The following is a 24,076-nucleotide window of genomic DNA, read 5'->3' as shown; positions in this document are numbered from 1 at the left end:
GGGGAGGCGGAGATGTTCTTCCAGCACTCCCCCGAGGTCTGGGCCGCGCACCCCGGGCTGGTCGCCGGCCTGCTGTACGCCGAGGGCGTCGCCGGCAAGCCGCGCGCCGACCTGCCGCTGGCCGAGCTGCACGCGGCCGCCCGGCAGCGGCTGACCGGCGGCACCGAGGCGAGCTTCCCGGAGATCCAGGCGTGGCGGCGGGCGTTCGCCCGGATGGGACTCGCCCCGACGAGGTACCGGTGCGCGTCGGAGTCGCTGCTGCGCCGGCTGCGCACCGACGGCGAGCTGCCCGAGGTGCACCCGCTGGTCGACCTCGGCAACGCGGTCTCCGCCGCGTACGCCATCCCGGTGGGGATCCTCGACGTGGCGCGGATCGGCGGCGGCATCGAGGTGCGGTCGGCCCGCGGCGACGAGCGCTACCTGACCTTCGCCGGCGCCGAGGAGCACCCGGACCCGGGTGAGGTGATCTTCGCCGACCCGGACGGGCGGGCGCACGCCCGGCGCTGGACCAACCGGCAGAGCGGCTGGTCGGCGGTCCGCGACGACACCGCGACGATCCTGGTGGTGGTCGAGGCGATGCACGACGGCGCCGCGCGGGACGTGCCGCGGGTGCTCGACGCCATCGCCGGCGAGCTGGCCCGCGGCTGGTCGGCGCCGTCGCGGACGGCGCTGCTGACCCCGACCGCGCAGCGCTTCGAGTTCTGAGCCTCCCCCGCCCGCTGGCCGCCCTGCCGGCCGGGCGGGTGGGGAGGGGCCGGCGGTCAGATGTTGGACGAGTCGGCCGGCACGTCGGCGGGCAGCCTCGGCGCCCCGGTCGCCGGGCCGGCGCCCTCGCAGGTCAGACCCACCGTGTACGCGGTCATCGACAGCGACCCGTAGGCGTACCCGTCGACCAGCACGTCCGACCCGTCGCCGGCGGCACCGGCCAGGCCGGCCAGGTAGAGCAGCGGGATGAAGTGGTCGGGCGTCGGTACGGCGAGGCCGAAGTCGCGGTGCGCGTCGAGGGTGGCCGCCTCGGTCGGTTGGCCGAGCATGACCTCCTTCGCCGCCTCGTCGAACCGATGCGCCCAGTCGAAGCCCTCGTCGACCATTCCCGGGTTCACCCCGCGCAGGTTGTGCACCACGTTGCCGCTGGCCACGACCAGCACGCCCCGCTCGCGCAGCGGCGCGAGCCGCGCGCCCAGCTCCAGGTGGTAGTCCAGCGGCTTGAAGGCGTTGATGCTCAGCTGGACGACCGGGATGTCCGCCTCGGGGAAGGTGTGGGTGAGCACCGACCAGGTGCCGTGGTCGATGCCCCAGGAATCGACGTCCGCGCCGACCCAGGTCGGGTGCACCACGTCGCTGATCTCCTCGGCCAGCTCGGGCAGGCCGGGCGCCGGGTAGCGCACGTCGAACAGCTCCTGAGGGAAGCCGTAGAAGTCGTGGATGGTCCGCGGCCGGGGCATGGCGGTGACCGCGGTGGCCCCGATGTACCAGTGCGCCGAGACCACCAGGATCGCCCGGGGCCGCGGCACCGACCGGCCAAAGGCGCGCCACGCCTGCGTGTAGCGGTTGAGTTCGAGGGCGTTCATCGGGCTGCCGTGCCCGAAGAAGGCCGCGGGCATCACCGTGGACACGGTCTCGCTGCTCATCCTGCTCCCTGCCGGGGACGGTGGGCCGAGCGTAACCGAGCCGCCGCGCCGCGGCCGGGTGAACGGCGGAGGGCTCAGGCGGCTTCGCCGGGTGCGAGGTAGCGGTAGCCGGGGACGGTCTCGCCGAACCAGCCGTTGACGCTGGCCAGCCCCCGCTCGTTGAGCTGCGCGTCGTGGATCGGGAACACCCGCTCGGCGCCGACGGCGCGGGCGAAGTCGATCGCCTCGGTGAGTTTGAGCCAGGACGCCTGGGCCGGCACCAGCAGCGTCGGCACCGGCTGCTCGGGGCGGTACAGCGAGTCGCCCGGGTGGTAGACGCTCTCCTCGACCAGGTAGCCGAGGTTGGCGCAGTCGGGCTGTCCGTCGTGGATGGCGGCGTGCCGCCCGCCGTACGCGGTCACGGTGAGCCCGGCGGCGGTGAACCGCTGGCCGGCACGGACCCGGGTGACCGGCAGCGGGGCCAGGTCGGGCAGCACCGCCCGCTCGGGCGCGAAGACCGGGACGCCGAGGCCGGCCAGCCGCAGCACGTCGATGTGGTCGGTGTGCTCGTGGGTGACCAGCACGGCGTCCGCGCCGGCCAGCGCCCGCGGCTCGCTCCAGGTGCCCGGATCGATCACCAGAACCGCCCCGTCGTGCTCGATCCGGACACAGGCGTGGGTGAACTTGATGATCCGCACCCGCCGACCGTACGCCCAGCCGTGCGCCGCCGCCGTCCCGCCAGGCACCGGCGTCGACGGCCGGGGCGCCGGCCCCGTGACGCTCGGCCGGTCCGCGGCTCCGCGGCACCCACCCGCGGCACCCACCCGTCAGTCGTGGCCGGCGTGGTGGCTCGACCGCGGCGGGCGGCCGGCCCGCTGGCCCGGCTCGACCACCACGAACTGGCCCATCATGCCGGCGTCCTCGTGGTACAGCAGGTGGCAGTGGTACATGTACGGCATGTCCGGGTCACTGTGGTCGGTGAACCGCATGATCAGTCGCACCGGCCGGTCGGGTGCCAGGTAGACGGTGTCCTTCCAGCCGCTCCACGCGGGCGGCGGAGCGGACCCGCCGACCGAGAGCACCTGGAACTGCACGTCGTGCACGTGGAAGTTGTGCGGGGCGCCGTCCCGGTTGGTCACCTCCCAGACCTCGGTGGCGCCGCGGGTGACCGTCTCGTCGATCCGGTCCAGCTCCATCGAGCGGCCGTTGATGCTACGGCCGGTGAGGGTGAACCGGCGGGTCCGCTCGGCGTCGGCCGGGTCCAGCCGCTCGGTGGGCGCCAGCGTCTCCGGCACCGGCGGCGACCCGGCGAGGGTGTCGGCGGCGCGCAGTTGCAGCACGTCGAACCGGTCCGCCCCGCCGGCGAAGCGGTCGGCCAGCGCGCCCGCGCCCAGTTCGGGCGGGTTGCTGCGCAGGGTCACCCGCTCCCCCGGCCGCACGTCCACCACGATCTCGGCGCGCTCGCCCGGGGACAACCGCACCCGGTCGACCCGGGCGGTGCGCGGCAGCAGTCCGCCGTCGCTGGCGATCAGCGCGAAGGGCCGGTCGTCGGAGAGGCCGAAGTCGTACGTGCGGGCGGTCGAGCCGTTGAGCAGGCGCAGCCGCACCCGCTCGGTCCGCACGTCCAGGTACGGCCCGACGGTGCCGTTGACCAGCAGGGTGTCGCCGAGCACCCCGATGCCGGCGATCAGGTTGCGGGTCTTTTTGAACTGGCCGCTGCGGGAGAAGTTGCGGTCCTGCACGATGACCGGGATGTCGTCGACGCCGTAGCGGCGCGGCAGCGGCAGCGCGGCCTCCCGGTCGTCGTCCAGGATGAACATCCCGGCCAGCCCCCGGTAGACGTGTTCCTCGGTCTGGCCGTGCGGGTGCGGGTGGTACCAGAGGGTGGCGGCCGGCTGGTTCACCGTCCAGGTCGGCGACCAGGTGGCCCCGGGCCGGACCATCTGGTGCGGCCCGCCGTCCATCCGGGCCGGCAGGTGCATACCGTGCCAGTGCACGCTGGTCTCCTCGGCGAGCCGGTTGACCACGTTGACCACGACCTGCTCACCGCGCTTCGCGCGCAGCGTCGGGCCGAGGAAGTCGCCGTCGAAGCCGGCCGTGCGGGTCAGCCGCCCGTCGCCGTGGAAGTCGCGCTGGCCGTCCCGGGCGAGCAGGTCGAACACCCGCCGCCCGCGCTCGTCGACGCGGGACTCGGCCAGCGGCGGAACGGCCAGCGGGCGGACGAAATCCACCTGGCCGACGGTGTCCGTACCGCCGCGGGCGAGAGCCCAGCCGCCGACGGCCACGCCGCCGCAGCAGAGTACGAGCACGACGGCGAGCACGCCGATGGTCACCCGGGCCAGGGATCGTCGTCCGGCCACCACGATGGCACCTCCTGTAGATTCGGTACCTGTAGCATGACTGCATATCCGTCCGGGTGCCCAGCGGATCCGGCCGGTTTCCGGGGCCGCTCCGGGTTCCCCCGGACCGGCTTCCGGGGCGGCTGCGACAACCACCCCGCCCGGCCGGGGCGCGGGGCGGATGATCGGGGCATGGAGCGACCAGCGGAACGGGGACACCGGTGCGTGCCGCACACCGCCGACGTACGGATCGAGGCGTGGGCGCCCACCCGGGAGGCGTGCGTGGCCGAGGCGGTCACCGCGCTGGTCGACACGTTCACCGACCCCGCCGGCGCCCGGCCGGCGGCCGAGCGGGAGTTCCGGGCGCCCGCCGGCGACGACGCGGATCTGCTGGTGAGCGTGCTCGACGAGGTGATCTTCCGGATGGAGACCGAGGGCGAGCTGCCGCTGAGCACCGAGGTCACCGACGACGGGGCGGGCGGCCTGCTGGTGCGCTGGCGCACCACCGACACCGACGCGGTGGAGCTGGTCGGCGCGGTGCCGAAGGCGGTGGCCCTGCACGAGCTGCGCTTCGGCAGCGACGGCGCCGGGTGGTCGTGCGCGGTGACCCTGGACGTCTGACCCGGCGGGTCAGCGCCCGGTGAGGTCGACGCGCCGGGTCAGCCCTTCACCACGCCGATCGGCGCCAGCCGGGCGACCTTCCGGCACAGCCCGGCTCCCTCGGCCGACTCGATCACCGCCGAGATGTCCTTGTACGCCGCCGGCATCTCCTCGGCCAGCCCGCGCCGGGACGCGCCGCGTACCACGATGTCCTGGGCCTCCAGTTGGGCGCGCGGGTCCATCCCCCGCTCGGCCTTGACCGCCTGCTTGCGGCTCTGCACCCGGCCGGCCCCGTGACAGGTGGAGGCGAACGCCGGCGCGCCCGGCACCCCGGTGAGCACGTACGAGCCGGTGCCCATCGAGCCGGGGATCAGCACCGGCTGCCCCACGTCGCGCAGGTCGTCGGGAAGGTCCTGGTGGCCCGGCGGCAACGCCCGGGTGGCCCCCTTGCGGTGGACGCAGAGACTGCGCTGCCCGCCGTCCACCCCGTGCGTCTCGATCTTGGCGAGGTTGTGCGAGATGTCGTAGACCAGGTCGAGTCCCCGGCCGGTCTCCCGCTTGAACACCTTGCGGGCCGCGTCGGCCAGCAACTGCCGGTTGGCCCGGGCGTAGTTCGCGGCGGCCGCCATCGCGCCCAGGTAGGCGCGGCCCTCGTGCGAGTCCACCGGCGCGCAGGCCAGCTGGCGGTCCGGCACCTTGATGCCGTACCGGGCCATCACCTTCTCCATCCGGCGCACGTAGTCGGTGCAGATCTGGTGGCCCAGCCCGCGCGAACCGCAGTGGATCATCACGCAGACCTGGCCCGGGCGCAGCCCGAACGCGGTGGCGACCCGGTCGTCGTACACCTCCTCGACGGTCTGCACCTCCAGGAAGTGGTTGCCGGAGCCGAGGCTGCCGACCTGCCGGGCGCCGCGCTCCACCGCCCGCTCGCTCACCTCGGCCGGGTTGGCGTCGTCGACCGCCCCGTAGTCCTCGCAACGGGCCAGGTCCCGCTCGACGCCGTAGCCCCGCTCCACCGCGTACCGGGAGCCGCCGCGCAACACCGCGTCCAGCTCCGACTGCTTGGACAGGTGCCACACCGCGCCCTTGCCCATGCCGCGCGGGGTCACCGCGCCCAGCCCGTCCATCAGCGGCTCCAGCCGGGTGCCCAGCTCGGTGCCGTCGAGGTCGGCGGCGAGCAGCCGCACGCCGCAGGAGATGTCGAAGCCCACCCCGCCCGGGGAGACCACCCCGCCGGCCTCGACGTCGGTGGCGGCGACGCCGCCGATCGGGAAGCCGTAGCCCAGGTGCACGTCGGGCATGGCGTACGAGGCGCCGACGATGCCGGGCAGCGTGGCCACGTTCGCCACCTGCTCCAGCGACCGGTCCGCCCCGGCGTCCGGCAACAGCGACCGGGAGGCGAAGACCACCCCCGGTACCCGCATCGGGTCGTGCCGGTCGATCCGGAACCGGTACGGCGACTCCTCCACCAGCTCCATCCGCGCGTCCTACCCGGTCCGGCGGGTGTTACACGCCGGGAGCGGGACGGCGCATCGCCCACACCCGCGGCCCACCGCCGGGCACGGTCACCTCCCCGGTCACCTCGAAGCCCAGCCGCCGGTAGAACCGCACGTTCGCCGGCGACGACGTCTCCAGCACCGCCGGCCGGCCGGTCCGGTCCGCCTCGGCCAGGCCGGGGCGCAGCAGCCGCCCGCCGATCCCCCGGCCCTGGTCCGCCGGGCACACGCCGACGGTGGCCAGCACGAAGGCCGGCTCCGGCGACCGGAGCGGGGCGCACGCCGCCTCGGCGGCGACCCTGGCCGGGTGCCGGTCGCCGGCCAGCTCCGCGTCGCGCGCGGTCAGCTCGCCCCAGACCTGCTCGGGTACCGGCCGGTCGGGCCGCAGCCACACGGCCACCGCGCGCGGGCGGCCGCCGTCCAGGGCCGCCCACACCTCCCCGTACGGCAGGCCGACCGCCGACACGGTGGCGGCGAACAGGCCGGCCAGCCGTTCCCGGTGCCGGTCGGCCGCCACCGTCCACGCGGTCCAGGGATACCCGTCGAACGCCTCGGCCAGCACCTCGGCCGCCGCACCGGCCAACTCCGGCCCGATCCGCCGTACCTCGATGTCCACGACCCCCGACCTCCCCTGCCCGTCCGGTCGGCGATCATCGCACGGGCCCGGTGACCCCGGCCCGGGTTTTCCGTCCGGCCCGGGTCACCGCCGGTTTCCGGCGCGGTCAGGCCGGGTCGGCCCGGGTGACGGCGACGGTCTGCGCGAGGTCCCGGTCGCCGCAGGCGGCCGGGCGGGGTGCCACGTTGCCCCGCACGGTCACCCGCGCGCCGGGGCGCAGCGCCGCCGCCACCTCGCCGGTCAACGCCCAGCGCCGCTCGCCCACCAGCAGCATGGTGCAGTCCCCGGCGCGCTCCACCGTGCCGGTGAGCGTGCGGGCGCCGAACGGCAGCGGCCCGGGCACCTCACCGCCACCGGGCGGTGGCGTCGCGGCCGGCGGGCTCGGCGTGGGTCGGGGCGGCGCGGTGGCCGGCGGCCGTTCGACGGGCGGCGTCGGGCCGCCCGGCGACGGGGTGGCCGCGGACGGCGGCGCGGACGGCGGCTGACCGGTGGCCGCCGGGTCGGACGCGTCGCCGGCGGAACAGGCGGTCATCGACCACCCCAGACCGATGGCGGTGAGCAGCAGGAACGCTCTGCGCATGACACGACACCTCCGCCAGCTGGGACGGTCCGGCCGGGCACCCGGTTCCTCAGACACCGTAGAAGGCACGGTAGCGGCGGACCAGCCGCCACTGCACCACCACCGCCGCCACGGTCAGCAGGATCATCACCAGGGTCGCCGCGGCCGCGTAGCCGTAGCGCAGGTACTCGAAGGCGTTGCGGTAGACGAACAGCGACAGGTAGGTGGTGGCGTACGGCGGCGGCCCGCCGTCGGTGACCACGAACGCCGGCACGAAGGAGAAGTGCAGGCTCTGGATGAGGTCACGCACCGCGAGCAGGGCCAGCACCGGCGCCATCAGCGGCAGGGTGATCCGGCGGAACACGTCCCAGCCGGTGGCGTCCTCGAGGGCCGCCATCTCGTACACGTCGCGGGGCAGCGCCCGCCGAGCGGCCAGTAGCACCACGAAGGTCTCCCCCATGGTGAACAGGCTCATCAGGATGATCGCCGCCCGGGCGTCGGTCGGGTCGGTGAGCCACTGCGGCGGGGTGCGCCCGAGCGCGGTCAGCCCGTTCTCGCCGCCGGTGCGCAGCAGCTGGTTGATCGGCCCGTACAGCGGGTTGAGCAGCCAGAGCCAGAGCAGGCCGTAGGCGATCTCCGGCACCGCGGTGGGCAGCACCGCCGCCGTGCGGGCGCTGCCGACGCCGAGCGCGCGGCGGTGCAGCAGGAGCGCCAGGCCGAGCGCGAGCAGCACCCGCAGCGGTACGGCCACCAGCCCGAACACCAGCGAGTTGGTCAGCGACACCCGGAAGACCGGGTCGTCGACCAGTGCGGTGAGATTGTCCAGCCCGACCCAGGTCGGCGGGCGCAGCAGGTCGTACTCGGTGAACGCCAGCGCCAGGGTCACCAGGGCGGGCAGCAGCACCAACCCGACCAGGCCGACCAGGTACGGCGCCAGCATCAGCGCCAACTGCCGGCGGGAGCGGGTGTCCGGTCGGGTCACGGGGCGTACCGTCGCCCGGAGCCGGCGTGGAAGACGTGCACGTCGGCCCAGCGGACGGTGAGGCGTACCGCCGCTCCCCGGTCGGGGCGGCGGGCGGCCGGCACCCGGGCGACCACCGGCTCCCCGCCGGCCAGCCGCAGGTACGCGTAGGCGTCCTCGCCGACGACGTCCACCCGCTCCACGGTGGCCGGCGTGCCCGCGGCGTCGGCGCCGCCCAGGGTGACCGCCTCGGGCCGGAAGCCGAGGTCGAGCCGGCCGCTCTCGGTGACCGGCGCACCGGGCGGCGGGCTGCCGGCCGGCCGAACCGGCCCGTCGGCGGGCAGCAGGTTCATCGCCGGGGAGCCGACGAACCGGGCCACGAAGGTGCTCGCCGGGGTGCGCCAGATCTCGTCGGGGGTGCCGACCTGCTCGATCCGGCCGTCGCGCAGCACCGCGATCCGGTCGGCCAGCACCAGCGCCTCGGTCTGGTCGTGAGTGACGTGCACCATGGTGGCGCCGACCCGGTCGTGCAGGGCGCGCAGTTCGGCGCGCATCTCCACCCGCAGCGCGAGGTCGAGGTTGGACAGCGGCTCGTCGAGCAGGAACACGTCCGGCTCCCGCACCAGCGCCCGGGCCAGCGCCACCCGCTGCCGCTCGCCGCCGGAGAGCTGCCCGGGACGGCGGTCGAGCAGCGCCGCACAGCCGACCGACTCGGCCGCGACCCGGGCCCGCTCCCGGGCGACCGCGCGGGGCGTGTCCCGCACCTCCAGCCCGAACGCGATGTTCTCGGCCACGCTCAGGTGCGGGAAGAGCGCGTACGACTGGAAGACCATGGACACGTTGCGTCGGCCGGGACGGTCGCCGGTGACGTCCCGCCCAGCGATTCGGATCCGGCCGCCGGTGACCGGTTCCAGCCCGGCCACCACCCGCAGCACCGTCGACTTACCGGCCCCCGAGGGTCCGAGCACGACGAGCAGTTCACCGCGGCGCACCGTGAGGTCGACCTCGTGCAGCACGGTCGCGGACCGGTACGCGGCGCTGACCCCGTCGAGGACGAGCCCCGGTTCGCTCACCCGTGCTCCCCACGAGCGAACAGCGGCCGGGTCTGCTGGTCCAGGTCACGGATCACGTCGTCGAGCCGGTCGCCGCGGTGCATGGCGTTCTCCAGGATCCCGTACGTGACGTCCTCGATCTCCGGCCAGGTGGAGACGGTGGGCAACGCCCGGACGGTGGGGATGGCGTCGAGGAAGACCTTGGCGCTGCGCGGCGGCTGGGCCGGGCCGAGGAACGCCGGGGACTGCGACACTCCGACGTGCGACGGCACGGTGCGGCCGGTGGCCGCGATGATCCGCTGCCCCTCCTCGGCGATGGCGAACTCCAGGAACCGCCAGGCGGCGTCCTTGCGCTTGGCGCCCCGGGTCATGCAGTACGCGTCGGAGTGCAGCACCCCGACCTGCTCGCGGTAGACCGGCAGCGGCGCCACGTCCCACTCGAAGTCGGTGATCGAGCGGAACGTGGTGGTGGACCGGCGGGAACTCATCAGCATGGCCAGCCGGCCGTTGGCGAAGCGCGACTCGTCGTCCTCCGCCTCCACCTCCTCGTCGGTGGGCACCACCCCGTACGCCAGCCGCAGGTCGACCAGGTTCTTCAGCGCCTCCCGGGCGGCGGGGGTGTCCAGCGTCAACCGGGTCGGCTTCGCCGGGTCGTCGACGATCTCGCCGCCGTTGGACCAGACGAACGGGGCGAGCCGGATGATCGACGGTTCGACGCCGAGCCCGTGCACGGCCGGGCGCAGCGCGGCGCCCTCGCTCTCGGTCGCCTTGACCACCACCCCGCGGGCGTCGCGGGTCATCGCGGTGGCCGTGCCGACCAGGTCGTTCCAGGTCCAGCCCGGCTTCGGCTCCGGCACGCCGTACTTCGTGAAGAGCGTGCGGTTGTAGTAGACGGCCAGGCTGGACACGTTCTGCGGCAGGCAGAGCTGCTTGCCGTTCCACGTGAACGCGTCCATCGCCACCGGGTAGTAGTCGGCCGGATCGACGGCGTCGGAGGCGGCGATCCGGTCGTCCAGCGGCTCGACGACGCCCTTGGCCGCGAACTGGCCGTAGAAGCGGTAGTTCATCAGGAACAGGTCCGGCGGTGCGCCGCCGGCCACCGAGGTGGCCAGCCGGGCCAGCAGGTCCTTACGGTCGCTGGCCTCGATGAGCTGCACCTCGCCGCCGGGCCGGGCCTTCTCGTACGCCTCGATCAGGGTGCGGTAGGCGGCCAGTTCCTCCGGGGCGCCGAAGACCAGCAGGCGCACCGGGCCGTCGGCGGACGAACCCGACCCGGACCCGCAACCGGTGGTCAGGAGCACGGCGGAGAGCAGCAGTGCCAGCAGGGCCTTCGGTCTCATCGGTTCCGTCCCGTCGGGTCGTCGTGGTGAAGGAAGCGCCGCTGGGCCAGCACGAACACGGCCAGCGCGGGCACCGTGGCGAGCACCGCCCCGGCCAGGAACACCGGGAAGTTCGTCGGGTCCAGCACCGACAGCGAGCGCAGCGCCAGCGGCAGGGTGAACAGGTCGCGGTCGTAGACGTAGACCAGCGGGTCGAGGAAGTTCGACCAGGTGAGCACGAAGGTGAGCGCGGTGAGCGCGGCGGTGACCGGGCGGACCAGCGGGAGGGCGACCCGCCACCAGATGCGCATCGGGGAGAGATCCTCCACCAGGCAGGCGTCGTAGAGGTCGGCCGGCAGGGCCCGGAAGGCCAGGTAGTAGACCAGGACGTAGAGCGGTGAGGTGCCCACCAGCGCCGGCGCGATCAACGGCACCAGGGTATCGGTCAGCCCGAGCGTCCGGAAGATCGCGAACCGGGGCACCAGCAGCGCGGTGGCCGGCACCATCAGCGCGACCAGGGAGGCCGCGACCACGGTGGCGGTGACGCGTGGCGCGACCCGGGCCAGCGCGAACCCGGCCAGGGCGGCGACCAGCACGCTCAGCGGCACGGCGACGACCGCCACCAGCACCGAGTTCAACGACGCGCGCAGCAGCCCGCCGAGCTCCACCGCCTGCTGGTAACCGGTGGTGGAGACCGGCTCCGGCACCAGCTGCGGCGTCGGCGGGGGCGGCAGGCCGGGCTCGGTGAGCGAGCCGGAGACCAGCAGCAGCAGCGGCGGGACGAAGACGAGGATCACGAAGGCCGCGCCGAGGGTGCGCCAGACGCGCGCGGCCCGCTCGGGCAGCGGTGAGGGGCCGCTCGCGCGGCCCCTCACCCGGTTGGTGCCGATGTTCGCCTACCGCAGGGGGAGCTGCCAGGCGCCGAGCCCGTGCGAGGCGGCGTAGAGGATCCGCTTGCCCGGCACGATGGTGAGCCCGGCGACCTCCACGTTCGGCATCCCGCCGGCCGCCTTGACCCAGCTCGTCGTCCCCTTGGCCAGCCGCAGCACACCGAAGTCGGTGGCCGCGTACAGGTCGCCGGTGACGTCGTCGCGGACCAGGTCGGTGATCGGCTGGTCGCCGAAGTCGTACGAGCGGTCGGCCCAGGTCGCCCCGGTGCCGGCCAGTCGCACCTCGAACGCGTGCCCGACGGTGGCCGGGGTGTTCGAGTTGAACCCGCTGTAGGAGATCCACGCCCGGGCCGGGTCGGCCGGGTCGACGTGGATGCTGGTCACGAAGCGGTTCGGCGTGCTGGCGGTGTCGATCCGGGTCCAGGTCACCGCGGCGGCCGGCTCGGCGTCGGCGTTGCGGGTGACGAACACCCGGCCGGTGCTGGTGGCCGCGTACGCCGTCGAGGAGTCGCTGGCGACCCGCTGGACCACCGAGACGGCGCCGCCGGCCCGGTCGCCCCAGGCGGCGTCGGTCAGCGCGACCGCGCCGAGCTGCTCCCAGTCGCCGCACCGGGCCTCGAAGGTGCCGGTCCAGCTGTTGCAGATCCGGTTGGCCTCCTCCATCGTCCGGTCACCCAGGCCGAAGGTCTTGGTGCGGTACACCGAGCGGGCGGTGCCGGCGAACATCGTCCCGCTGACCTTCGGGTCGCTGATCACCGGTGCGTAGAAGAGCGTGCCGGCCTGGCCGAAGACGCCGTCGTAGATGGAGATCCAGCTACCGATGTCGCCGTTGTTGAAGTTCACCTCGGGGGTGGCGTCGTAGAAGGTGTGGAACCGGAACTCCGGCCGGCCGACGTCGAAGCCGGACGCCCCGCCGTCACCGATCATCGTGTTCACCCAGCGGGCGCGCTGGCCCTTGTTCTCCCAGGTGCCGTTGTCCTGGGTGCCGCCCTGCAGCATCCGGTGGTCGTGCGGGCTGACCGAGAGGCTGATGAACTGCAGGGTGTTCATGCCCTTGTTGATGCCGTCCAGCTTCGACGGGATCCGGGAGAGCATCTGCCGGCAGCGGTCCTTCTGCGCCTGGGTGGTCAGGTTGCGGTCCGGGTTGTCGCACCAGGCCGAGCGGTCCACGAACTGGCCGCTGGAGCGCATCACGCCGCCGTCGTTGGCCTCGAAGAACTGGTACGGGTTGCGCGGGTTGGTGACCAGCGCGTGCTGGTCGGGGTGCAGGCCGTTGGGGTGCAGCTCGTCGGTGCCGTCGTAGGTCATGTCGGTGCCGCTGACCCCGGCGTCGGTGGAGAGCACCACCGCCCGCTTGTGCGCCACCGTCTCGCCGTAGACGTAGGAGCCGCCGGTGTAGACGATGTCCGGGTGCCCGGCCGGGGTGTGCACGAACACGTCGTACCAGCACTGGCCGGTGCACTGGTTGTAGGTGGCGAAGCCCGGGTCGGCCGGGTTGGCGCTGGTCAGGTCGGTGAAGGTGGGCGCCCCGGTGGCCACGTCGTCGCTGCGGAACAGCCGCGAGTAGGGGTTGCCGAGGTTGCCCTCGTAGACGTACATCCGGGTCTTGCCGCCGGGCAGCGCGGTCACGTCGATCGCGGCCCGGGTCTGGAAGACCGCGGCGTTGAGGGAGGGCTTGATCTGCGTCCAGGTGGCGCCGCCGTCCGGCGAGCGCCACACCCCGCGGGCGTACGAGGAGGCGTAGACGATGTTCGAGTCGCGCGGGTCGAGCTTGACGTAGCGGACCCCACGCGGCGAGCAGGCGGCGGTGTTGTTGTATTCCGCGGCGCTGCCGGTGCACTGGGTCGCGTCGGCCGAGCCGTTGTGGATGAACCGCCAGCTCTTGCCGCCGTCGGTGGACTTGTACAGGCCCCACTTGGCGGCGTCCGGCACCGGCCGGGTGACGCCGGTGCAGCAGGAGCTGGACATGCCGCGCAACGCGATGGTGGTGGCGACGTAGAGCGTCTTCGGTTGACCCGGGACGATGGTGATCTCGGCGAGGCCCTTGCCGGCGAGCACGTCCTTGCCGAGCGGGCCCTGCCAGGTCAGGCCGCCGTTGGTCGACTTGTACAGGCCGACGCCGGCGACGCAGCCGGAGCCGCAGGTGTTCGCCTCGCCGGTGCCGACGTAGATGGTCAGGCCCGTCTTGTCGTTACGGTCGATCTTCACCGAGCCGGCGGCGTTGATGCCCAGCGGCCCGCCGAGGTAGAACCACTTCGGCTCGGGGGCGAGCACGTTCAGGGTGCCCCAGACGCCGCCGCCGGCCGGGGTCACGTAGGCCCGGCAGAGCAGCGCGTTGCAGTCCGGGGCGATGTCGATGGAGGTGACCCGCCCGCCGGCGACGTACTCGTTCGGCACGTAGTTGTAGGCGTTGCGGAACTCGGTGAACGGGTAGAGCGCCTCGCTGGGCCCGACATTGGTCCACCGCTGCCCGCCGCGCAGGCGCCGCTCGGCGGCGGCGTACGCGGCCTTCGAGCGATCGACCTGGGCGATGCTGATCGAGTCGGCCGGGAAGGCGCGCTCCAGGAACTCCTGCTGGGCGGCGTTGCCCGGCCCCTCGGGCGACATCCCGTCGCTGCCGGGCACCGCCTGGCGCAGCCGGTCGAGGTGGGCGCCGGTGGCGCCCGGCATCTCGCCGTCGCCCACCGCCGCGGCGGCCGGCACCTCGGCGCCGGTGAAGTGGATGCCGGCGGCACCCGTCGACGCCACCAGGGCGGCGACCGCTAGTCCTGCGAAGAGATGGCGACGTCTGCGCTTCACGAGGGTCCCTCCGGCACGAGAAGGCGTCGCCGCCGCGCGGCACCGGATTGGCGACCGTCACTGGCAGCGTCCACGCTGGAGGATGTCAGAGCGATCGGTCGCCGGCAATCCCCTGCCTGGACCGACCTCGACGGATGGTTGTATTCGCATGCGACGGGTATTGCGCCGGGCATGCCAGCTCGCTACGAGAACTACCCGCGGATCGCCGTCGTCACCGGCGCCGACTCCGGCATCGGCAAGGCCTGCGCGGTGGCGCTCGCCGAGGCCGGATTCGACATCGGCATCACCTGGTACGGCGACCCCGAGGGCGCCGACCGGACCGCCACCGAGGTGCGCGCCACCGGGCGCCGCTGCGAGGTCGCCGAGCTGGACCTGACCCGGCTGCCCGGCGCCGCCGCCGTGATCGACGAGCTGGCCGACCGGCTCGGCGGGATCGGGGTGCTGGTCAACAACGCCGGCACCGGCGCCTCCGTGCCGTTCGTCGACACCGGTTGGGAGCAGTGGCGCGAGGTGCTCGCGGTCGACCTGGACGGGCCGTTCCTCTGCTCACAGCGGGCCGCCCGGCGGATGCGGGCGGACGGCAGCGGCGGCCGGATCGTCAACATCACCAGCGTGCACGAGCACGCGCCGCGGGTGGGCTCGGCGGCGTACTGCGCGGCGAAGGGCGGGCTCGGCCTGCTCACCAAGGTGATGGCGCAGGAACTGGCCGCCGACGGCATCACCGTCAACGCGGTCGCCCCCGGCGAGATCGCCACCCCGATGACCGGCCAGGAGGACGTCGACCCGTTCACCCAGGTACGCCCGGGCGTACCGGTGGGGCGGCCGGGCGACGCCCGCGAGGTGGCCGCGGTGGTCGCGCTGCTGGCCTCCCCCGCCGCCGCGTACGTCACCGGTGCGTCGTGGCCGGTGGACGGCGGCATGCTGACGATGGGCCCGCAGGCCAACGCGCTGCGGTCGGACGACTGGCGCCAGGTCGAGTCCTCGTAACAGTTGGTGATGATTCCGGTTCACAGTGTCCACTTAGCGTGGTCGGGGGCCCGGTCACACGACGGCCGGGCCGACCGCCGGCCCCTACCCGGGGCCCCGACCGGAAGGACCACCATGCCCTTCGTCCAGCGGGTCGCCGCCCTGTTCGCGGTGACCGTCCTGGCCACCGGCGCGCTCACCGCCGCGACCACCCCCCGCGCCGCGCACGCCGCTCCCGACCGGCCCACCTCGGTGCTGCTGCTGACCGTCCTGCCGCACGTGCACGGCGAACCGCGGGCCGCCGCGCTGCGCTGCGACCCGGCCGGCGGGACGCACCCTGCGGCGACGACCGCCTGCCAGGCGGTGGCGGCCGTGGACGGCGACCTCGGCGCGATGACCCCCGAGCCGGGGCCGTGCACCCTGGAGTACGCGCCGGTCACCGCCCGCGCGCTCGGCTTCTGGCAGGACCAGCCGGTGTCCTGGGTGAAGACCTTCGGCAACCGCTGCGCGCTGCTGCGCGAGACCGGATCGCTGTTCGCCTTCTGACCTGTACGTCGCGCGGCGTCCGCCCCCGGGCGGGCGCCGCACTGCGCCACCCGACCGGCCAGCGAGGCGGGTGCCAGGTGGAGAGAGCGGACCGGTCGTGAACGGGACAGCGCGGGCGGTTCCCGGCATCGTATCCTCCGCTTTCCGGGTGATCACGCAGGCCGGCACGACCGGCGCGACGCCGAGGGGGCCGGATGGCGGGGGCGGGCGGGTGGCGTCGCTGGCGCGGGCGCACCGGCCGGCAGCGGCGGGCGTTCGTCGGCGGCGGCGGGCTGCTGGTCGTCGCCACGGTCATGCTGCTGGCCGCCTGGCGCAGCACCGGCTTCGCCAGTGACCTGCTGCTCAACCTCGGGGCCAGCGTGGTGCTCGCGGCGATCTCGTACGTCATCTTCGACCCGCTGTTCGAGGAGGCCCGCCGGGCCCGGGTGCAGGAGCACCTCAGCTTCGACCAGAAGGCGTTCGTCGACCGGCTGTGCCGTACCGGCCGCCGGGTGCGGATCCTGGACACCTGGACGATCCTGCTGGAGGACCAGCACCGGGCGGAGACCCTGCGGGCGGTCGAGGCGGCCCTGGAGTCCGGTGCCGAGGTGCAGCTGCTGCTGCTCGACCCGGACTGCACCGCCGCGCAGCAGCGCTCGGAGGAGCTGGAACGGCAGCGGGTGGACGTGCCCCGGCAGATCCGGGCCAACCTGCGCCACCTCGCCGCGTTCCAGGAGTCGCTCCGGCTGCGGCCGAAGTTGGCCCGCCGGTTCCAGGTACGCATCTACGACGCCTCCCCCTCGATCCAGCTCTACCAGTGGGACGGGCACGCGCTGATCTCGTTCTTCCCGATCGGCAAGCTGTCGTTCAACGTCCCGCAGCTGGAGGTGGACATGGACAGCCCGTGGGGCGGGTTCGTGCACGCCCGGTTCGAGGAGCTGTGGGAGCACGAGCAGGCCACCTCGTCGCTGGAGCGCTACTGGACCACCACCGTCACCCTCCAGGACGAGGACTCCGACCTGGTCGAGATGCAGGTGCCGTACGTGACGGTGGACGGGCAGCACTACCTGGACTGCCAGGCGTTCAAGCTGGTCCGGCCGCTGACCGTGCGGGCCCGGCCGCCGGCGCGTACCCCGGGAGTGTTCGGGCTGGCGGAGCCGGCCGACGACGACCCGGTCCCGCCCCCGGTGGTGGCCCGGCTCTTCGACCAGAAGTACGGCCGGGCCGACGGCACCCGCACCGTGCTGCGGCTGGTGCCACATCGCCGGGCTAACGACCGCACCCCGGCGCCCCGTGCCGCCCACGCGGCCGAGCCGCCCGAGGGCTGACCGGCGGGGCTGGGACAATGGGTGGGTCCGCCCGCGCCGCCGCCGGGCGGGAAGGTCCCGGATCGACAGGAGAACGGTCAGCGTGTCGGAAACCGCCCAGGCCCCGTCGCCGGCCGGCGAGCCGCGCGCCGACTGCGCCCGCTGCTTCGGGCTCTGCTGCGTCGCGCCGGCCTTCGCCGCGTCCGCCGACTTCGCCGTCGACAAGCCGGCCGGCCAGCCCTGCCGGCACCTGGCGTCGGACTTCCGCTGCGGCATCCACACCCAGCTGCGCGAGCGGGGCTTCCCGGGCTGCACGGTCTTCGACTGCTTCGGGGCCGGGCAGCAGGTGTCCCGGGTGACGTTCGGCGGGCGGGACTGGCGGCAGGCTCCGGAGACGGCGGCCCGGATGTTCGACACGTTCGCCGTGATGCGGCCGCTGTACGAGCTGCTCTGGTACCTGACCCAGGCGGTCGCGCTGCGCCCGCCGCGGCCGCTGCCCGACGAGCTGGCCGCCGCCCTGGCCGAGACCACCCGGCTGACCAACGCCGACCCGGAGACGCTGCTCGGGCTGGACGTCGACGCGTACCGGGGGCGGGTCAACGCGTTGCTGTCGCGCACCGGCGATCTGGTGCGGGGCCGGGCCGGGCGACCCGGCCCCGACCACCGGGGCGCCCGGCTGTTCGGAGCCGACCTGCGCCGGGCCGACCTGCGCGCGGCCAACCTGCGCGGCGCGCTGCTGATCGGTGCGGACCTGCGCGGGGTGGACCTGCGCCTGGCCGACCTGACCGGCGCGGACCTGCGCGGCGCCGACCTGCGCGGGGCGGACCTGTCCGGCAGCCTCTTCCTGCACCAGTCCCAGCTCGACGCGGCCCGCGGCGACCGGCACACCGGGCTGCCGGCGACGCTGGTCCGGCCGGCGCACTGGTCGGCGCTGCCACTCACCCCGGTACGCCGGGCGCCCGGCGCCCGCCCGGCCCGCACCGCCCGGCGGCGCTGAGCAGCGGTCGTGGCCCGGGCGCGCACCTCGGACACGCGCTGAGCCCATCCCCGCCGCGCCCGGCCGGGCGGTCCCTCCGCCACCCGCGCGACGGTCCGTCCGCCACCAGGCGCGGCGGCCCCCAGCCACCCAGACGGGCGACGATCCGCCCGCCACCCAGGCGGTGGTCCCGTCGTCGACAGGCGGGTCGTCAGGCGACCGGTTCGGCGCCGTCAGCCGGCGCGGGTGGGTGCCGGTAGCTGTCGTGCACCGGGCAGGCCGGGCAGCGGGAGCGATCGCAGAGCCGGCACAGCCGGGCCAGTTCCTGCCGGTCCCCCGGCGCGCAGCGCAGCAGCCCGCCGGCGATCTCCGTGAGCTGCCGGCGCTGGGGATCGCTGAGCCGGGCCACCAGGTCGGTGAGCGTCCGCTGCCGGGCCCGCAGGATCTCCCCGGCGGCGCGCCGGCCGGCCGGGGTCAGGTGCAGCGCGCGGCTGCGCGCGTCCGCGCCGGGTCGCCGCTGCACCCAGCCCTGCTCGACCAGGCGACGGACCAGGTGCGCCGCGCCGGGCTGGGTGAGCCCGAGCACCCCGCCCAACCACTCGGCGGTCACGCCGGGCTGGTCCTTGATGACCACCACCGCCTCGGCCAGCGCCCCGCCGGCGCCGGCCGCGTCGACGACCGCGGCCCGCATCCGGGAGTTCACGGCGAGCGCCAGAGCGCCGAGGAGGTTCGCGGTGGCGTCCCCGGGTAGATTCATAAGTCATGAATCTACCCGGTCGGGCGGTCGCGGTCATCGTGCTGATGAACCTCGCGCAGCTTCCGGTCGCGATGCGACAGTTGCTCGTGGTGCTGCTCGGTCACCACAACACCGGCAGCTTCGCCGCCGCCGGCGCCGCGAGCGCCGCCTGCGGGCTCGGCCTGGCGGTGTCCGCACCCCTCTACGGCCGGCTGCTGCCCCGCCTCGGCGACCGGGTGGTGCTGCTCGGCTCCGGCCTCGCCCACCTCGCGGCCCTGTCCGGGCTGGCGCTGAGCACCCGCCCGGCCGCCTTCGTGGCGCTGGCCGCGGCCGCCGGGTTGGCCACCCCGCCGGCGCTGAGCAGCGGCCGGTCGCTGCTGCCACGGCTGGTGCCCGCGACGGCACTGACCCGCGCGTACGCCGTCAACGCGGTCGGGCAGGAACTGCTCTACGTCGGCGGCCCGCTCGCGGTGACGCTGAGCCTGCTGCTGACCGGCCCCGCCGGGGCGATGCTCGCCTTCGCCGCCGTCGGCAGCCTCGCCCTCGTCGGCAACGCCCTCGTCGTTCCCCGCCGGGACGCCGCCGGCGCGGCCGACCGGCCCGCCCGCCCGGCCACCCGACGCACCGTACGCACCCTGCTCGGCGTGCACCTGGGCTACGCGACGTGCATGGGTGCCATGTGGGTCCTGGTCCCGGCGTTCGCCGCCGGCGCCGGGCACCCGAACCAGGCCGGCGTGCTGATCACCGTCTGGTCGGTGGGCAGCCTGGCCGGCGGTCTGGTGCTCGCCCGGCGCGGCCGGTTGGGCGACCCGCGTCGCGCCTACCTGGCGCTGCTGGCCACCATGGCGCTCACCTCGGCGGCGCTGCCCTGGCCGCGTACCGTGCCGCAGATGGCGGTCGCCCTCGCCGTCTTCGGGCTCGCCCTCGCCCCGTGGCTCGCCGTCACCGACGGGCTGATGGCCCGCGCCGCCCCGGCCCCGCACACCGCCGAGGCGTACGGCTGGTTGCAGACCGTCGGTCAGCTCGGCACCGCTCTCGGCGCGGCCAGCAGCGGCGCGGTCAGTGACCGGTTCGGCACCACGCCGGCCTTCCTGATCGTCTCCGGGGCGCTGGCGATCGCCGTCGCGGTCGCGCTCACCCGCCGCCGGTGGCTGCCCGCCGCGCCGGACGCGACGCCCGCTGGCCCGCCGGTGCCGGAGCGCGACGTTTCGGTGCCGGACGGTCGGGTAGCCGGCTGACCGACGGCACGAGCGGGGAGGCGATGGTGGGATTTCGGACACGCCAGGGCGTACAGCCGGTCGACCCGGAGCACGCCGAGGACGAGGCCGGCCAGGCCCGACTGGTCCAGGTCGGGGCGGACACCGACGTCCCGGCGCCGGACGACACCGAGCTCAAGCCGGACATCGTCACCGAGGACGACGGCTCCGGGGTGGCGGGCGGGGCGTCGGGCACCAGCAGCGGCGGTTCGACCATGCCCGGCCACCCGGACGCGACCCGCTGACCAGCCGCGCCACCGGCGCCGGCCAGCCGGTACGCGCCGAGCCCCGACGGCGCCGGGGTCAGCGGCCGGCGGACACTGCGGCGGCGCGGGCCTCGGTCATCCCCCGGTTCGCCAGTGCGTCCGCCCGCTCGTTCTCCGGGTGTCCGTTGTGCCCCTTCACCCAGAGCCACGTGACCCGGTGCCGGGCGCACGCCGCCTCCAGCCGCTGCCACAGGTCGGCGTTCTTGACCGGCTGCTTGGCCGCGGTCAGCCAGCCGTTGCGCTTCCACGAGGCGAGCCAGCTGGTGATGCCGTTGCGCACGTAGGTGCTGTCGGTGTGCAGTTCCACCGCGACCGGGCGGGTCAGGCTCTCCAGCGCCTGGATGGCGGCCATCAGCTCCATCCGGTTGTTGGTGGTCGGGGCGGCCTCGCCACCGCAGATCTCCCGCTCGTGGCTGCCGTAGCGCAGCAGCACGCCCCAGCCGCCCGGGCCGGGATTGCCACTGCACGCACCGTCGGTCCAGATCTGCACGACCCTGCCGGTCGTCGGCTCCACCATGCCGGCAACCTACCCGGCGCCGGTCCCGGACCGACTGCTCGGGTATCCGCCACGCGGCGTCAGCTACCGTCGGCCGGTGGAACGACACATCACCTTCGAGCGCCTGCACAACTTCCGCGACCTGGGCGGCTACCGCACCGACGACGGCCGCACCGTGCGGTGGGGTCAGCTCTACCGCTCGGATTCGCTGGGCAAGCTGGCCGGAGCCGACCTGGCCCGGTTCCGGGAGCTCGGCGTGCGTACCGTGATCGACCTGCGCTACCCGTGGGAGATCGAGGCGCGCGGGCGGGTGCCGCACCACGAGGGCCTGGCCTGGCACAACCTGAGCATCGAGCACCGCCCGTACGACCAGGCCACCATCGACCCGACGGTCGACCCGTGGCGCTACCTCGCCGACCGCTACGCCGAGGTGGCCGAGGACGGCGCGGCCGAGCTGCGGGAGGCGCTGGAGGTGGTTGCCGAATCCGACGGACCGTTGGTCTTCCACTGTGCCTCCGGAAAGGACCGCACCGGCCTGCTGGCCGCCCTGCTGCTCACCCTGCTCGGCGTCGACGACGAGCAGATCGTCGCCGACTTCGCGCTGACCGAGCTGGCCACCGAGCGGTTGGTGGCCGACTGGCGGGCCGCCCACCCGGGCCGCACCCTGCTCTGGCCCGGCTACGGCCGGGCTCCGGCCGAGATCATCGAACTCGTGCTGGCCGACCTGCGCGCGGCGCACGGCTCGGTGCACGGTTACGTCACCGACCGGCTCGGCGTGTCCGAGAAGACGATCACCCAGCTGCGGGAGCGGCTGCTCACCGACTGACCGGCGGCGGCGGAACCGCCACCGTCCCGCCGGGTGAAAAGCCCGCGCCCCGCGCGGCGGCCTTCTGGCAGGCTGGGTAACCGTGACAGTGATCGGGGACGGCCTGCGGGCCGAGGCACGCACGACCGTCGACGAGGTGGGGCGCGCCGGCCGCACGGTGATCCGGCCGGCCGAGCCGGGCGACGCCGACACGCTGCACCGGTTCATCGTGGAGCTGGCCGAGGCGGAGGACTTCCCGGGCGAGGTCCGCGCCGAGCCGGCGGACGTGGCCCGGGCGCTGTTCGGGCCGCGCCCGGTGGCGGAGGCGGTGGTGGCCACCGTCGACGACGAGCCGGTCGGGTTCGCGCTGTTCTACCCCACCTACAGCACGGTGCTCGGCCGCCCCGGCATCCACCTGGAGGACCTGTACGTCCGGCCCGAGCAGCGCGGCGGCGGGGTCGGCCGGGCGCTGCTCGCCCATCTGGCCGCGCTGGCCGTGGCGCGGGGCTGCGCCCGGCTGGAGTGGTGGGTGCTGCGCACCAACGACCCGGCGCTGCGGTTCTACCGCCGGCTGCGGGCCCGCTCGCTGGACGAGATCGACGTACTGCGACTCGACGGTGAGCGGCTGCGCGAGCTGGCCGACGGCAGCGCGTCCGGCGTCTGATTCCACGCCCGCCCGCCGGTTGGATCGCCGGCCTAACGGCTCCGCCGGCCACGGACGAGCCGGGCGCGCAGCCGGTCGGCGGCGTCGCCCGCCGTGGCGGCCACCATCGGTGGCAGGCGGGTGGAGCTCATCACCGCCAACTCCTCGACCGGGCTGGTGGCGCCGTCGAGGAAGCGCAGCACCCGCTCGGCGGGATTGCGGTCGAAGAGCCGGTCGAAGAAGTCCGGACCGCTCACCGCGCCCCGGTCCAGCGCGCGCAGCGCGACAGCGTCCATCCACAGGTGCCGTCGGGGGTACGCGGGCGCCGGCACCGGTGGCCGCCCGGCCGCCAGGGCCGAAGCCACCTGGTCGGCCTGCCGGCGCATGGCGGAGAAGGTGAAGCCGGTGGAGGGGCGGGTCGCGCCGCCGGCCGTGCCGAGGCGGACCACCCGGGGTGACGGGTGGGCGTCGAACGGCGCGTCGGTCATCGGGATCACCCCGTCCTCCACCTCCCGGACGGTCAGCCGGGCCGGGTCGAGGCCGAGCAGGTCGCGGTAGCCGATCAGGGCCGCGTCGTAGCCGGCGTCGGTGAGCGGCGCGGGCGAGAACTCGGTGTACTCCACCAGGGCGTAGCGGTCGCTCACCGGCAGCACGTAGCCGAACGAGACGCCCCGGGCCGGCTGCGGGGTGCGGAAGTCCATCAGCACCGCGCGGTCGGCGTCGAACACCGGCGTGTCCGAGGCCAACCACCAGCCCCGGAAGTGCTGGAGCCAGTTGGTGCGCCCGGGCCGGCGCGGCGGGCGGGGCCGGGAGTCCAGCACCCAGGACGCCCGGACCACGGCGGCGTCGCCGGCGCGGACCAGCACCCGATCGCCGTCGTCGTCGAGGGCGTCGGCGGCGGCCACGACCCGGGTCACCCCGAGGCGCCGCTCGGCGGCGGCAGCCCGGTCGTAGACCGGGCCGGAGCGGAGCATGGCGTACCGCAGCGGGGCGAGGTCGAGCACCCGGCGGCGCCGCGCGGTGACCACCTCGACCTGCCGCCAGCTCGCGCTCAGCACCGGGTCGAGATCGTTGCTCGGGCGGTCCCAGAACGCCCAGGTGCGATCCTGGCCGCGCCGGTGCACCGGGTCGACCACGGCGACCCGCAGGTCCCGCACCCCGTGCCGGTCGAGCGCGGCGAGCACCAGGGACGCGGCGCCGCCACCGCCGACGAGGGCGAGGTCGACGTCGACCGGTGCGGAGTTCACCCGGTCACGGTGTCACACAGTTCCCCGGGCCCGTGCAGTGGTCGCCGTGACCCAGTGGATCCGGGCCCGCAGCGCCCGCTGGAGCACGATCGGGTAGCCGTGCAGCGGCACGGTCAGCCCGGCCAACCAACCGGCGGCCGGGCCCGCCCCGAGCAGGGCCGCCGCCCCGGCCAGCCCGAGGGCGACGACGGCGAGCACCGAGTGCCCGAACTCGGACCGCCGGGCGCGCAGGTCGAGCGCCGGCAGGGCGGCGCGGGTGCCGGCGAAGGAGTGCCCCATCAGCCGTTCCCAGCCGACCCGGCGCAGCAGTCGCCGGTACGCCCCGACCCCCAGCCGTCGGTACAGCCCCGGCTCCCACCGGCGGATCCGCCAGTGGTCGCCGCCCAGCCCCGGCCGGGCGGCGTCCACCCAGGCGGCGATCCAGGCCATCAGCCCGAAGTGCACCACCCAGGCGAACGCGAAGCCGTACCCGAGCAGCGCGCCGGTGGCGGCACCCGCGGCGGCCACCACGACCGGGCCGGACAGCAGGATCAGCGTCGACCGGGTCATCCGGGCAGCCTAGGGCGCGGGCCCGGCTGGGCAACGGCCCGCCCCACGCCGACGGGGCCGAGC

Annotated in this window: 25 protein-coding genes; 10 read left to right on the top strand and 15 right to left on the bottom strand. The window is 74.8% G+C overall.

All coding sequences use genetic code 11. The annotated features are described in order from the left end of the window. Nucleotides 1-12: 12 nt before the first annotated feature. Nucleotides 13-705, top strand: a complete 693-nt coding sequence (locus GA0070609_RS10230) for a B3/B4 domain-containing protein (protein WP_088993587.1) — start codon at nt 13-15, stop codon at nt 703-705. A 56-nt stretch (nt 706-761) separates the two neighbouring features. On the opposite strand, the gene ygiD is transcribed toward GA0070609_RS10230, so the two are convergent. The 3 genes from ygiD to GA0070609_RS10215 form a co-directional block, all read right to left on the bottom strand. After that, nucleotides 762-1,631, bottom strand: a complete 870-nt coding sequence (gene ygiD / locus GA0070609_RS10225; RefSeq protein ID WP_231928612.1) for a 4,5-DOPA-extradiol-dioxygenase — start codon at nt 1,629-1,631, stop codon at nt 762-764. Nucleotides 1,632-1,705: 74 nt separating this feature from the next. After that, nucleotides 1,706-2,308, bottom strand: a complete 603-nt coding sequence (locus GA0070609_RS10220) for an MBL fold metallo-hydrolase (protein WP_088997631.1) — start codon at nt 2,306-2,308, stop codon at nt 1,706-1,708. Nucleotides 2,309-2,437: 129 nt separating this feature from the next. After that, on the bottom strand, nt 2,438-3,970 hold the full coding sequence (locus GA0070609_RS10215; protein WP_231928611.1) for a multicopper oxidase family protein: 1,533 nt from the start codon (nt 3,968-3,970) through the stop codon (nt 2,438-2,440). 171 nt (nt 3,971-4,141) lie between these two features. On the opposite strand from GA0070609_RS10215, the gene GA0070609_RS10210 reads away from it, so the two are divergent. Then, the gene (locus tag GA0070609_RS10210) at nt 4,142-4,570 is read left to right on the top strand and encodes an archease (RefSeq protein ID WP_088993585.1); all 429 of its coding nucleotides are present in this window, start codon (nt 4,142-4,144) and stop codon (nt 4,568-4,570) included. 38 nt (nt 4,571-4,608) lie between these two features. Here the strand turns inward: GA0070609_RS10210 and GA0070609_RS10205 are convergent, their stop codons facing one another. From GA0070609_RS10205 to GA0070609_RS10170, 8 genes are all read right to left on the bottom strand, one after another. Beyond that, complete coding sequence (locus GA0070609_RS10205; RefSeq protein WP_088993584.1) at nt 4,609-6,027, bottom strand: RtcB family protein; 1,419 nt, start codon at nt 6,025-6,027, stop codon at nt 4,609-4,611. 28 nt (nt 6,028-6,055) lie between these two features. Continuing rightward, nucleotides 6,056-6,655: a GNAT family N-acetyltransferase gene (locus GA0070609_RS10200; RefSeq protein WP_088997630.1), complete on the bottom strand. Its 600-nt coding sequence runs from the start codon at nt 6,653-6,655 to the stop codon at nt 6,056-6,058. Between the two features lie 112 nt (nt 6,656-6,767). After that, complete coding sequence (locus GA0070609_RS10195) at nt 6,768-7,241, bottom strand: hypothetical protein (protein ID WP_088993583.1); 474 nt, start codon at nt 7,239-7,241, stop codon at nt 6,768-6,770. Nucleotides 7,242-7,290: 49 nt separating this feature from the next. After that, complete coding sequence (locus tag GA0070609_RS10190; protein WP_088997629.1) at nt 7,291-8,160, bottom strand: carbohydrate ABC transporter permease; 870 nt, start codon at nt 8,158-8,160, stop codon at nt 7,291-7,293. A gap of 38 nt (nt 8,161-8,198) precedes the next feature. Further along, the gene (locus GA0070609_RS10185; RefSeq protein WP_088993582.1) at nt 8,199-9,254 is read right to left on the bottom strand and encodes an ABC transporter ATP-binding protein; all 1,056 of its coding nucleotides are present in this window, start codon (nt 9,252-9,254) and stop codon (nt 8,199-8,201) included. Further along, nucleotides 9,251-10,573 carry an ABC transporter substrate-binding protein gene (locus tag GA0070609_RS10180; RefSeq protein ID WP_088993581.1) on the bottom strand — a complete coding sequence of 441 codons (1,323 nt, stop codon included), beginning with the start codon at nt 10,571-10,573 and terminating at the stop codon, nt 9,251-9,253. Before GA0070609_RS10180 ends, GA0070609_RS10185 begins: the two co-directional genes overlap by 4 nt. Next, nucleotides 10,570-11,427: a carbohydrate ABC transporter permease gene (locus GA0070609_RS10175; RefSeq protein WP_088993580.1), complete on the bottom strand. Its 858-nt coding sequence runs from the start codon at nt 11,425-11,427 to the stop codon at nt 10,570-10,572. Before GA0070609_RS10175 ends, GA0070609_RS10180 begins: the two co-directional genes overlap by 4 nt. Nucleotides 11,428-11,448: 21 nt before the next feature. After that, nucleotides 11,449-14,241 carry a beta propeller repeat protein gene (locus tag GA0070609_RS10170; RefSeq protein ID WP_088993579.1) on the bottom strand — a complete coding sequence of 931 codons (2,793 nt, stop codon included), beginning with the start codon at nt 14,239-14,241 and terminating at the stop codon, nt 11,449-11,451. Nucleotides 14,242-14,412: 171 nt separating this feature from the next. Here GA0070609_RS10170 and GA0070609_RS10165 point away from each other — a divergent pair, with 171 nt between their 5' ends. From GA0070609_RS10165 to GA0070609_RS34840, 4 genes are all read left to right on the top strand, one after another. Further along, complete coding sequence (locus tag GA0070609_RS10165) at nt 14,413-15,228, top strand: SDR family oxidoreductase (RefSeq protein ID WP_088993578.1); 816 nt, start codon at nt 14,413-14,415, stop codon at nt 15,226-15,228. Between the two features lie 114 nt (nt 15,229-15,342). Further along, entirely contained in the window at nt 15,343-15,753 is a 411-nt protein-coding gene (locus GA0070609_RS10160) for an SSI family serine proteinase inhibitor (RefSeq protein WP_157748105.1), read from the top strand. A gap of 194 nt (nt 15,754-15,947) precedes the next feature. Then, nucleotides 15,948-17,060, top strand: a complete 1,113-nt coding sequence (locus GA0070609_RS10155) for a DUF5919 domain-containing protein (protein WP_088993576.1) — start codon at nt 15,948-15,950, stop codon at nt 17,058-17,060. Nucleotides 17,061-17,142: 82 nt separating this feature from the next. Beyond that, nucleotides 17,143-18,036 (top strand): pentapeptide repeat-containing protein, encoded by an 894-nt coding sequence (locus tag GA0070609_RS34840; protein ID WP_088993575.1) that lies wholly within the window; start codon nt 17,143-17,145, stop codon nt 18,034-18,036. Nucleotides 18,037-18,226: 190 nt separating this feature from the next. Here the strand turns inward: GA0070609_RS34840 and GA0070609_RS10145 are convergent, their stop codons facing one another. Continuing rightward, complete coding sequence (locus GA0070609_RS10145; protein WP_088993574.1) at nt 18,227-18,772, bottom strand: MarR family winged helix-turn-helix transcriptional regulator; 546 nt, start codon at nt 18,770-18,772, stop codon at nt 18,227-18,229. A 5-nt stretch (nt 18,773-18,777) separates the two neighbouring features. Between GA0070609_RS10145 and GA0070609_RS10140 the strand changes: the two genes are divergently transcribed. Both GA0070609_RS10140 and GA0070609_RS10135 read left to right on the top strand, forming a co-directional pair. Then, nucleotides 18,778-19,989 carry an MFS transporter gene (locus tag GA0070609_RS10140; protein WP_088993573.1) on the top strand — a complete coding sequence of 404 codons (1,212 nt, stop codon included), beginning with the start codon at nt 18,778-18,780 and terminating at the stop codon, nt 19,987-19,989. A 23-nt stretch (nt 19,990-20,012) separates the two neighbouring features. After that, a complete protein-coding gene (locus GA0070609_RS10135) occupies nt 20,013-20,252 on the top strand; it encodes a preprotein translocase YidC (protein WP_231928610.1) in 240 nt (79 codons plus the stop codon). A gap of 58 nt (nt 20,253-20,310) precedes the next feature. On the opposite strand, the gene rnhA is transcribed toward GA0070609_RS10135, so the two are convergent. Then, nucleotides 20,311-20,790, bottom strand: a complete 480-nt coding sequence (rnhA, locus tag GA0070609_RS10130) for a ribonuclease HI (RefSeq protein WP_088993572.1) — start codon at nt 20,788-20,790, stop codon at nt 20,311-20,313. A gap of 76 nt (nt 20,791-20,866) precedes the next feature. Between rnhA and GA0070609_RS10125 the strand changes: the two genes are divergently transcribed. Continuing rightward, the gene (locus GA0070609_RS10125) at nt 20,867-21,595 is read left to right on the top strand and encodes a tyrosine-protein phosphatase (RefSeq protein ID WP_172899316.1); all 729 of its coding nucleotides are present in this window, start codon (nt 20,867-20,869) and stop codon (nt 21,593-21,595) included. 82 nt (nt 21,596-21,677) lie between these two features. Further along, nucleotides 21,678-22,238, top strand: a complete 561-nt coding sequence (locus tag GA0070609_RS10120; RefSeq protein ID WP_197700255.1) for a GNAT family N-acetyltransferase — start codon at nt 21,678-21,680, stop codon at nt 22,236-22,238. Nucleotides 22,239-22,270: 32 nt separating this feature from the next. Here GA0070609_RS10120 and GA0070609_RS10115 read toward each other — a convergent pair whose 3' ends face one another. After that, the gene (locus GA0070609_RS10115; RefSeq protein WP_088993570.1) at nt 22,271-23,464 is read right to left on the bottom strand and encodes a lycopene cyclase family protein; all 1,194 of its coding nucleotides are present in this window, start codon (nt 23,462-23,464) and stop codon (nt 22,271-22,273) included. A gap of 12 nt (nt 23,465-23,476) precedes the next feature. After that, nucleotides 23,477-24,013, bottom strand: coding sequence for a glycosyl-4,4'-diaponeurosporenoate acyltransferase CrtO family protein (locus GA0070609_RS10110; protein WP_088993569.1), 537 nt, complete (start codon nt 24,011-24,013; stop codon nt 23,477-23,479). Nucleotides 24,014-24,076: the final 63 nt, after the last annotated feature.

The sequence above is a fragment of the Micromonospora echinaurantiaca genome (genome assembly GCF_900090235.1).
GTDB lineage: Bacteria > Actinomycetota > Actinomycetes > Mycobacteriales > Micromonosporaceae > Micromonospora > Micromonospora echinaurantiaca.
The sequence above is the reverse complement of the archived record's forward strand: the minus strand, read 5'-3'. Positions and strand labels throughout refer to the sequence as shown.

What these genes read in the sequence shown, in the direction of transcription:
- GA0070609_RS10230 (WP_088993587.1), top strand. Translation starts at nt 13, where the DNA reads ATGTTCTTCCAGCACTCCCCCGAGGTCTGGGCCGCGCACCCCGGGCTG.
- ygiD (WP_231928612.1), bottom strand. Translation starts at nt 1,631, where the DNA reads ATGAGCAGCGAGACCGTGTCCACGGTGATGCCCGCGGCCTTCTTCGGG.
- GA0070609_RS10210 (WP_088993585.1), top strand. Translation starts at nt 4,142, where the DNA reads ATGGAGCGACCAGCGGAACGGGGACACCGGTGCGTGCCGCACACCGCC.
- GA0070609_RS10205 (WP_088993584.1), bottom strand. Translation starts at nt 6,027, where the DNA reads ATGGAGCTGGTGGAGGAGTCGCCGTACCGGTTCCGGATCGACCGGCAC.
- GA0070609_RS10195 (WP_088993583.1), bottom strand. Translation starts at nt 7,241, where the DNA reads ATGCGCAGAGCGTTCCTGCTGCTCACCGCCATCGGTCTGGGGTGGTCG.
- GA0070609_RS10190 (WP_088997629.1), bottom strand. Translation starts at nt 8,160, where the DNA reads ATGCTGGCGCCGTACCTGGTCGGCCTGGTCGGGTTGGTGCTGCTGCCC.
- GA0070609_RS10180 (WP_088993581.1), bottom strand. Translation starts at nt 10,573, where the DNA reads ATGAGACCGAAGGCCCTGCTGGCACTGCTGCTCTCCGCCGTGCTCCTG.
- GA0070609_RS10165 (WP_088993578.1), top strand. Translation starts at nt 14,413, where the DNA reads ATGCCAGCTCGCTACGAGAACTACCCGCGGATCGCCGTCGTCACCGGC.
- GA0070609_RS10160 (WP_157748105.1), top strand. Translation starts at nt 15,343, where the DNA reads ATGCCCTTCGTCCAGCGGGTCGCCGCCCTGTTCGCGGTGACCGTCCTG.
- GA0070609_RS10155 (WP_088993576.1), top strand. Translation starts at nt 15,948, where the DNA reads ATGGCGGGGGCGGGCGGGTGGCGTCGCTGGCGCGGGCGCACCGGCCGG.
- GA0070609_RS10145 (WP_088993574.1), bottom strand. Translation starts at nt 18,772, where the DNA reads ATGAATCTACCCGGGGACGCCACCGCGAACCTCCTCGGCGCTCTGGCG.
- GA0070609_RS10140 (WP_088993573.1), top strand. Translation starts at nt 18,778, where the DNA reads ATGAATCTACCCGGTCGGGCGGTCGCGGTCATCGTGCTGATGAACCTC.
- GA0070609_RS10135 (WP_231928610.1), top strand. Translation starts at nt 20,013, where the DNA reads ATGGTGGGATTTCGGACACGCCAGGGCGTACAGCCGGTCGACCCGGAG.
- rnhA (WP_088993572.1), bottom strand. Translation starts at nt 20,790, where the DNA reads ATGGTGGAGCCGACGACCGGCAGGGTCGTGCAGATCTGGACCGACGGT.
- GA0070609_RS10110 (WP_088993569.1), bottom strand. Translation starts at nt 24,013, where the DNA reads ATGACCCGGTCGACGCTGATCCTGCTGTCCGGCCCGGTCGTGGTGGCC.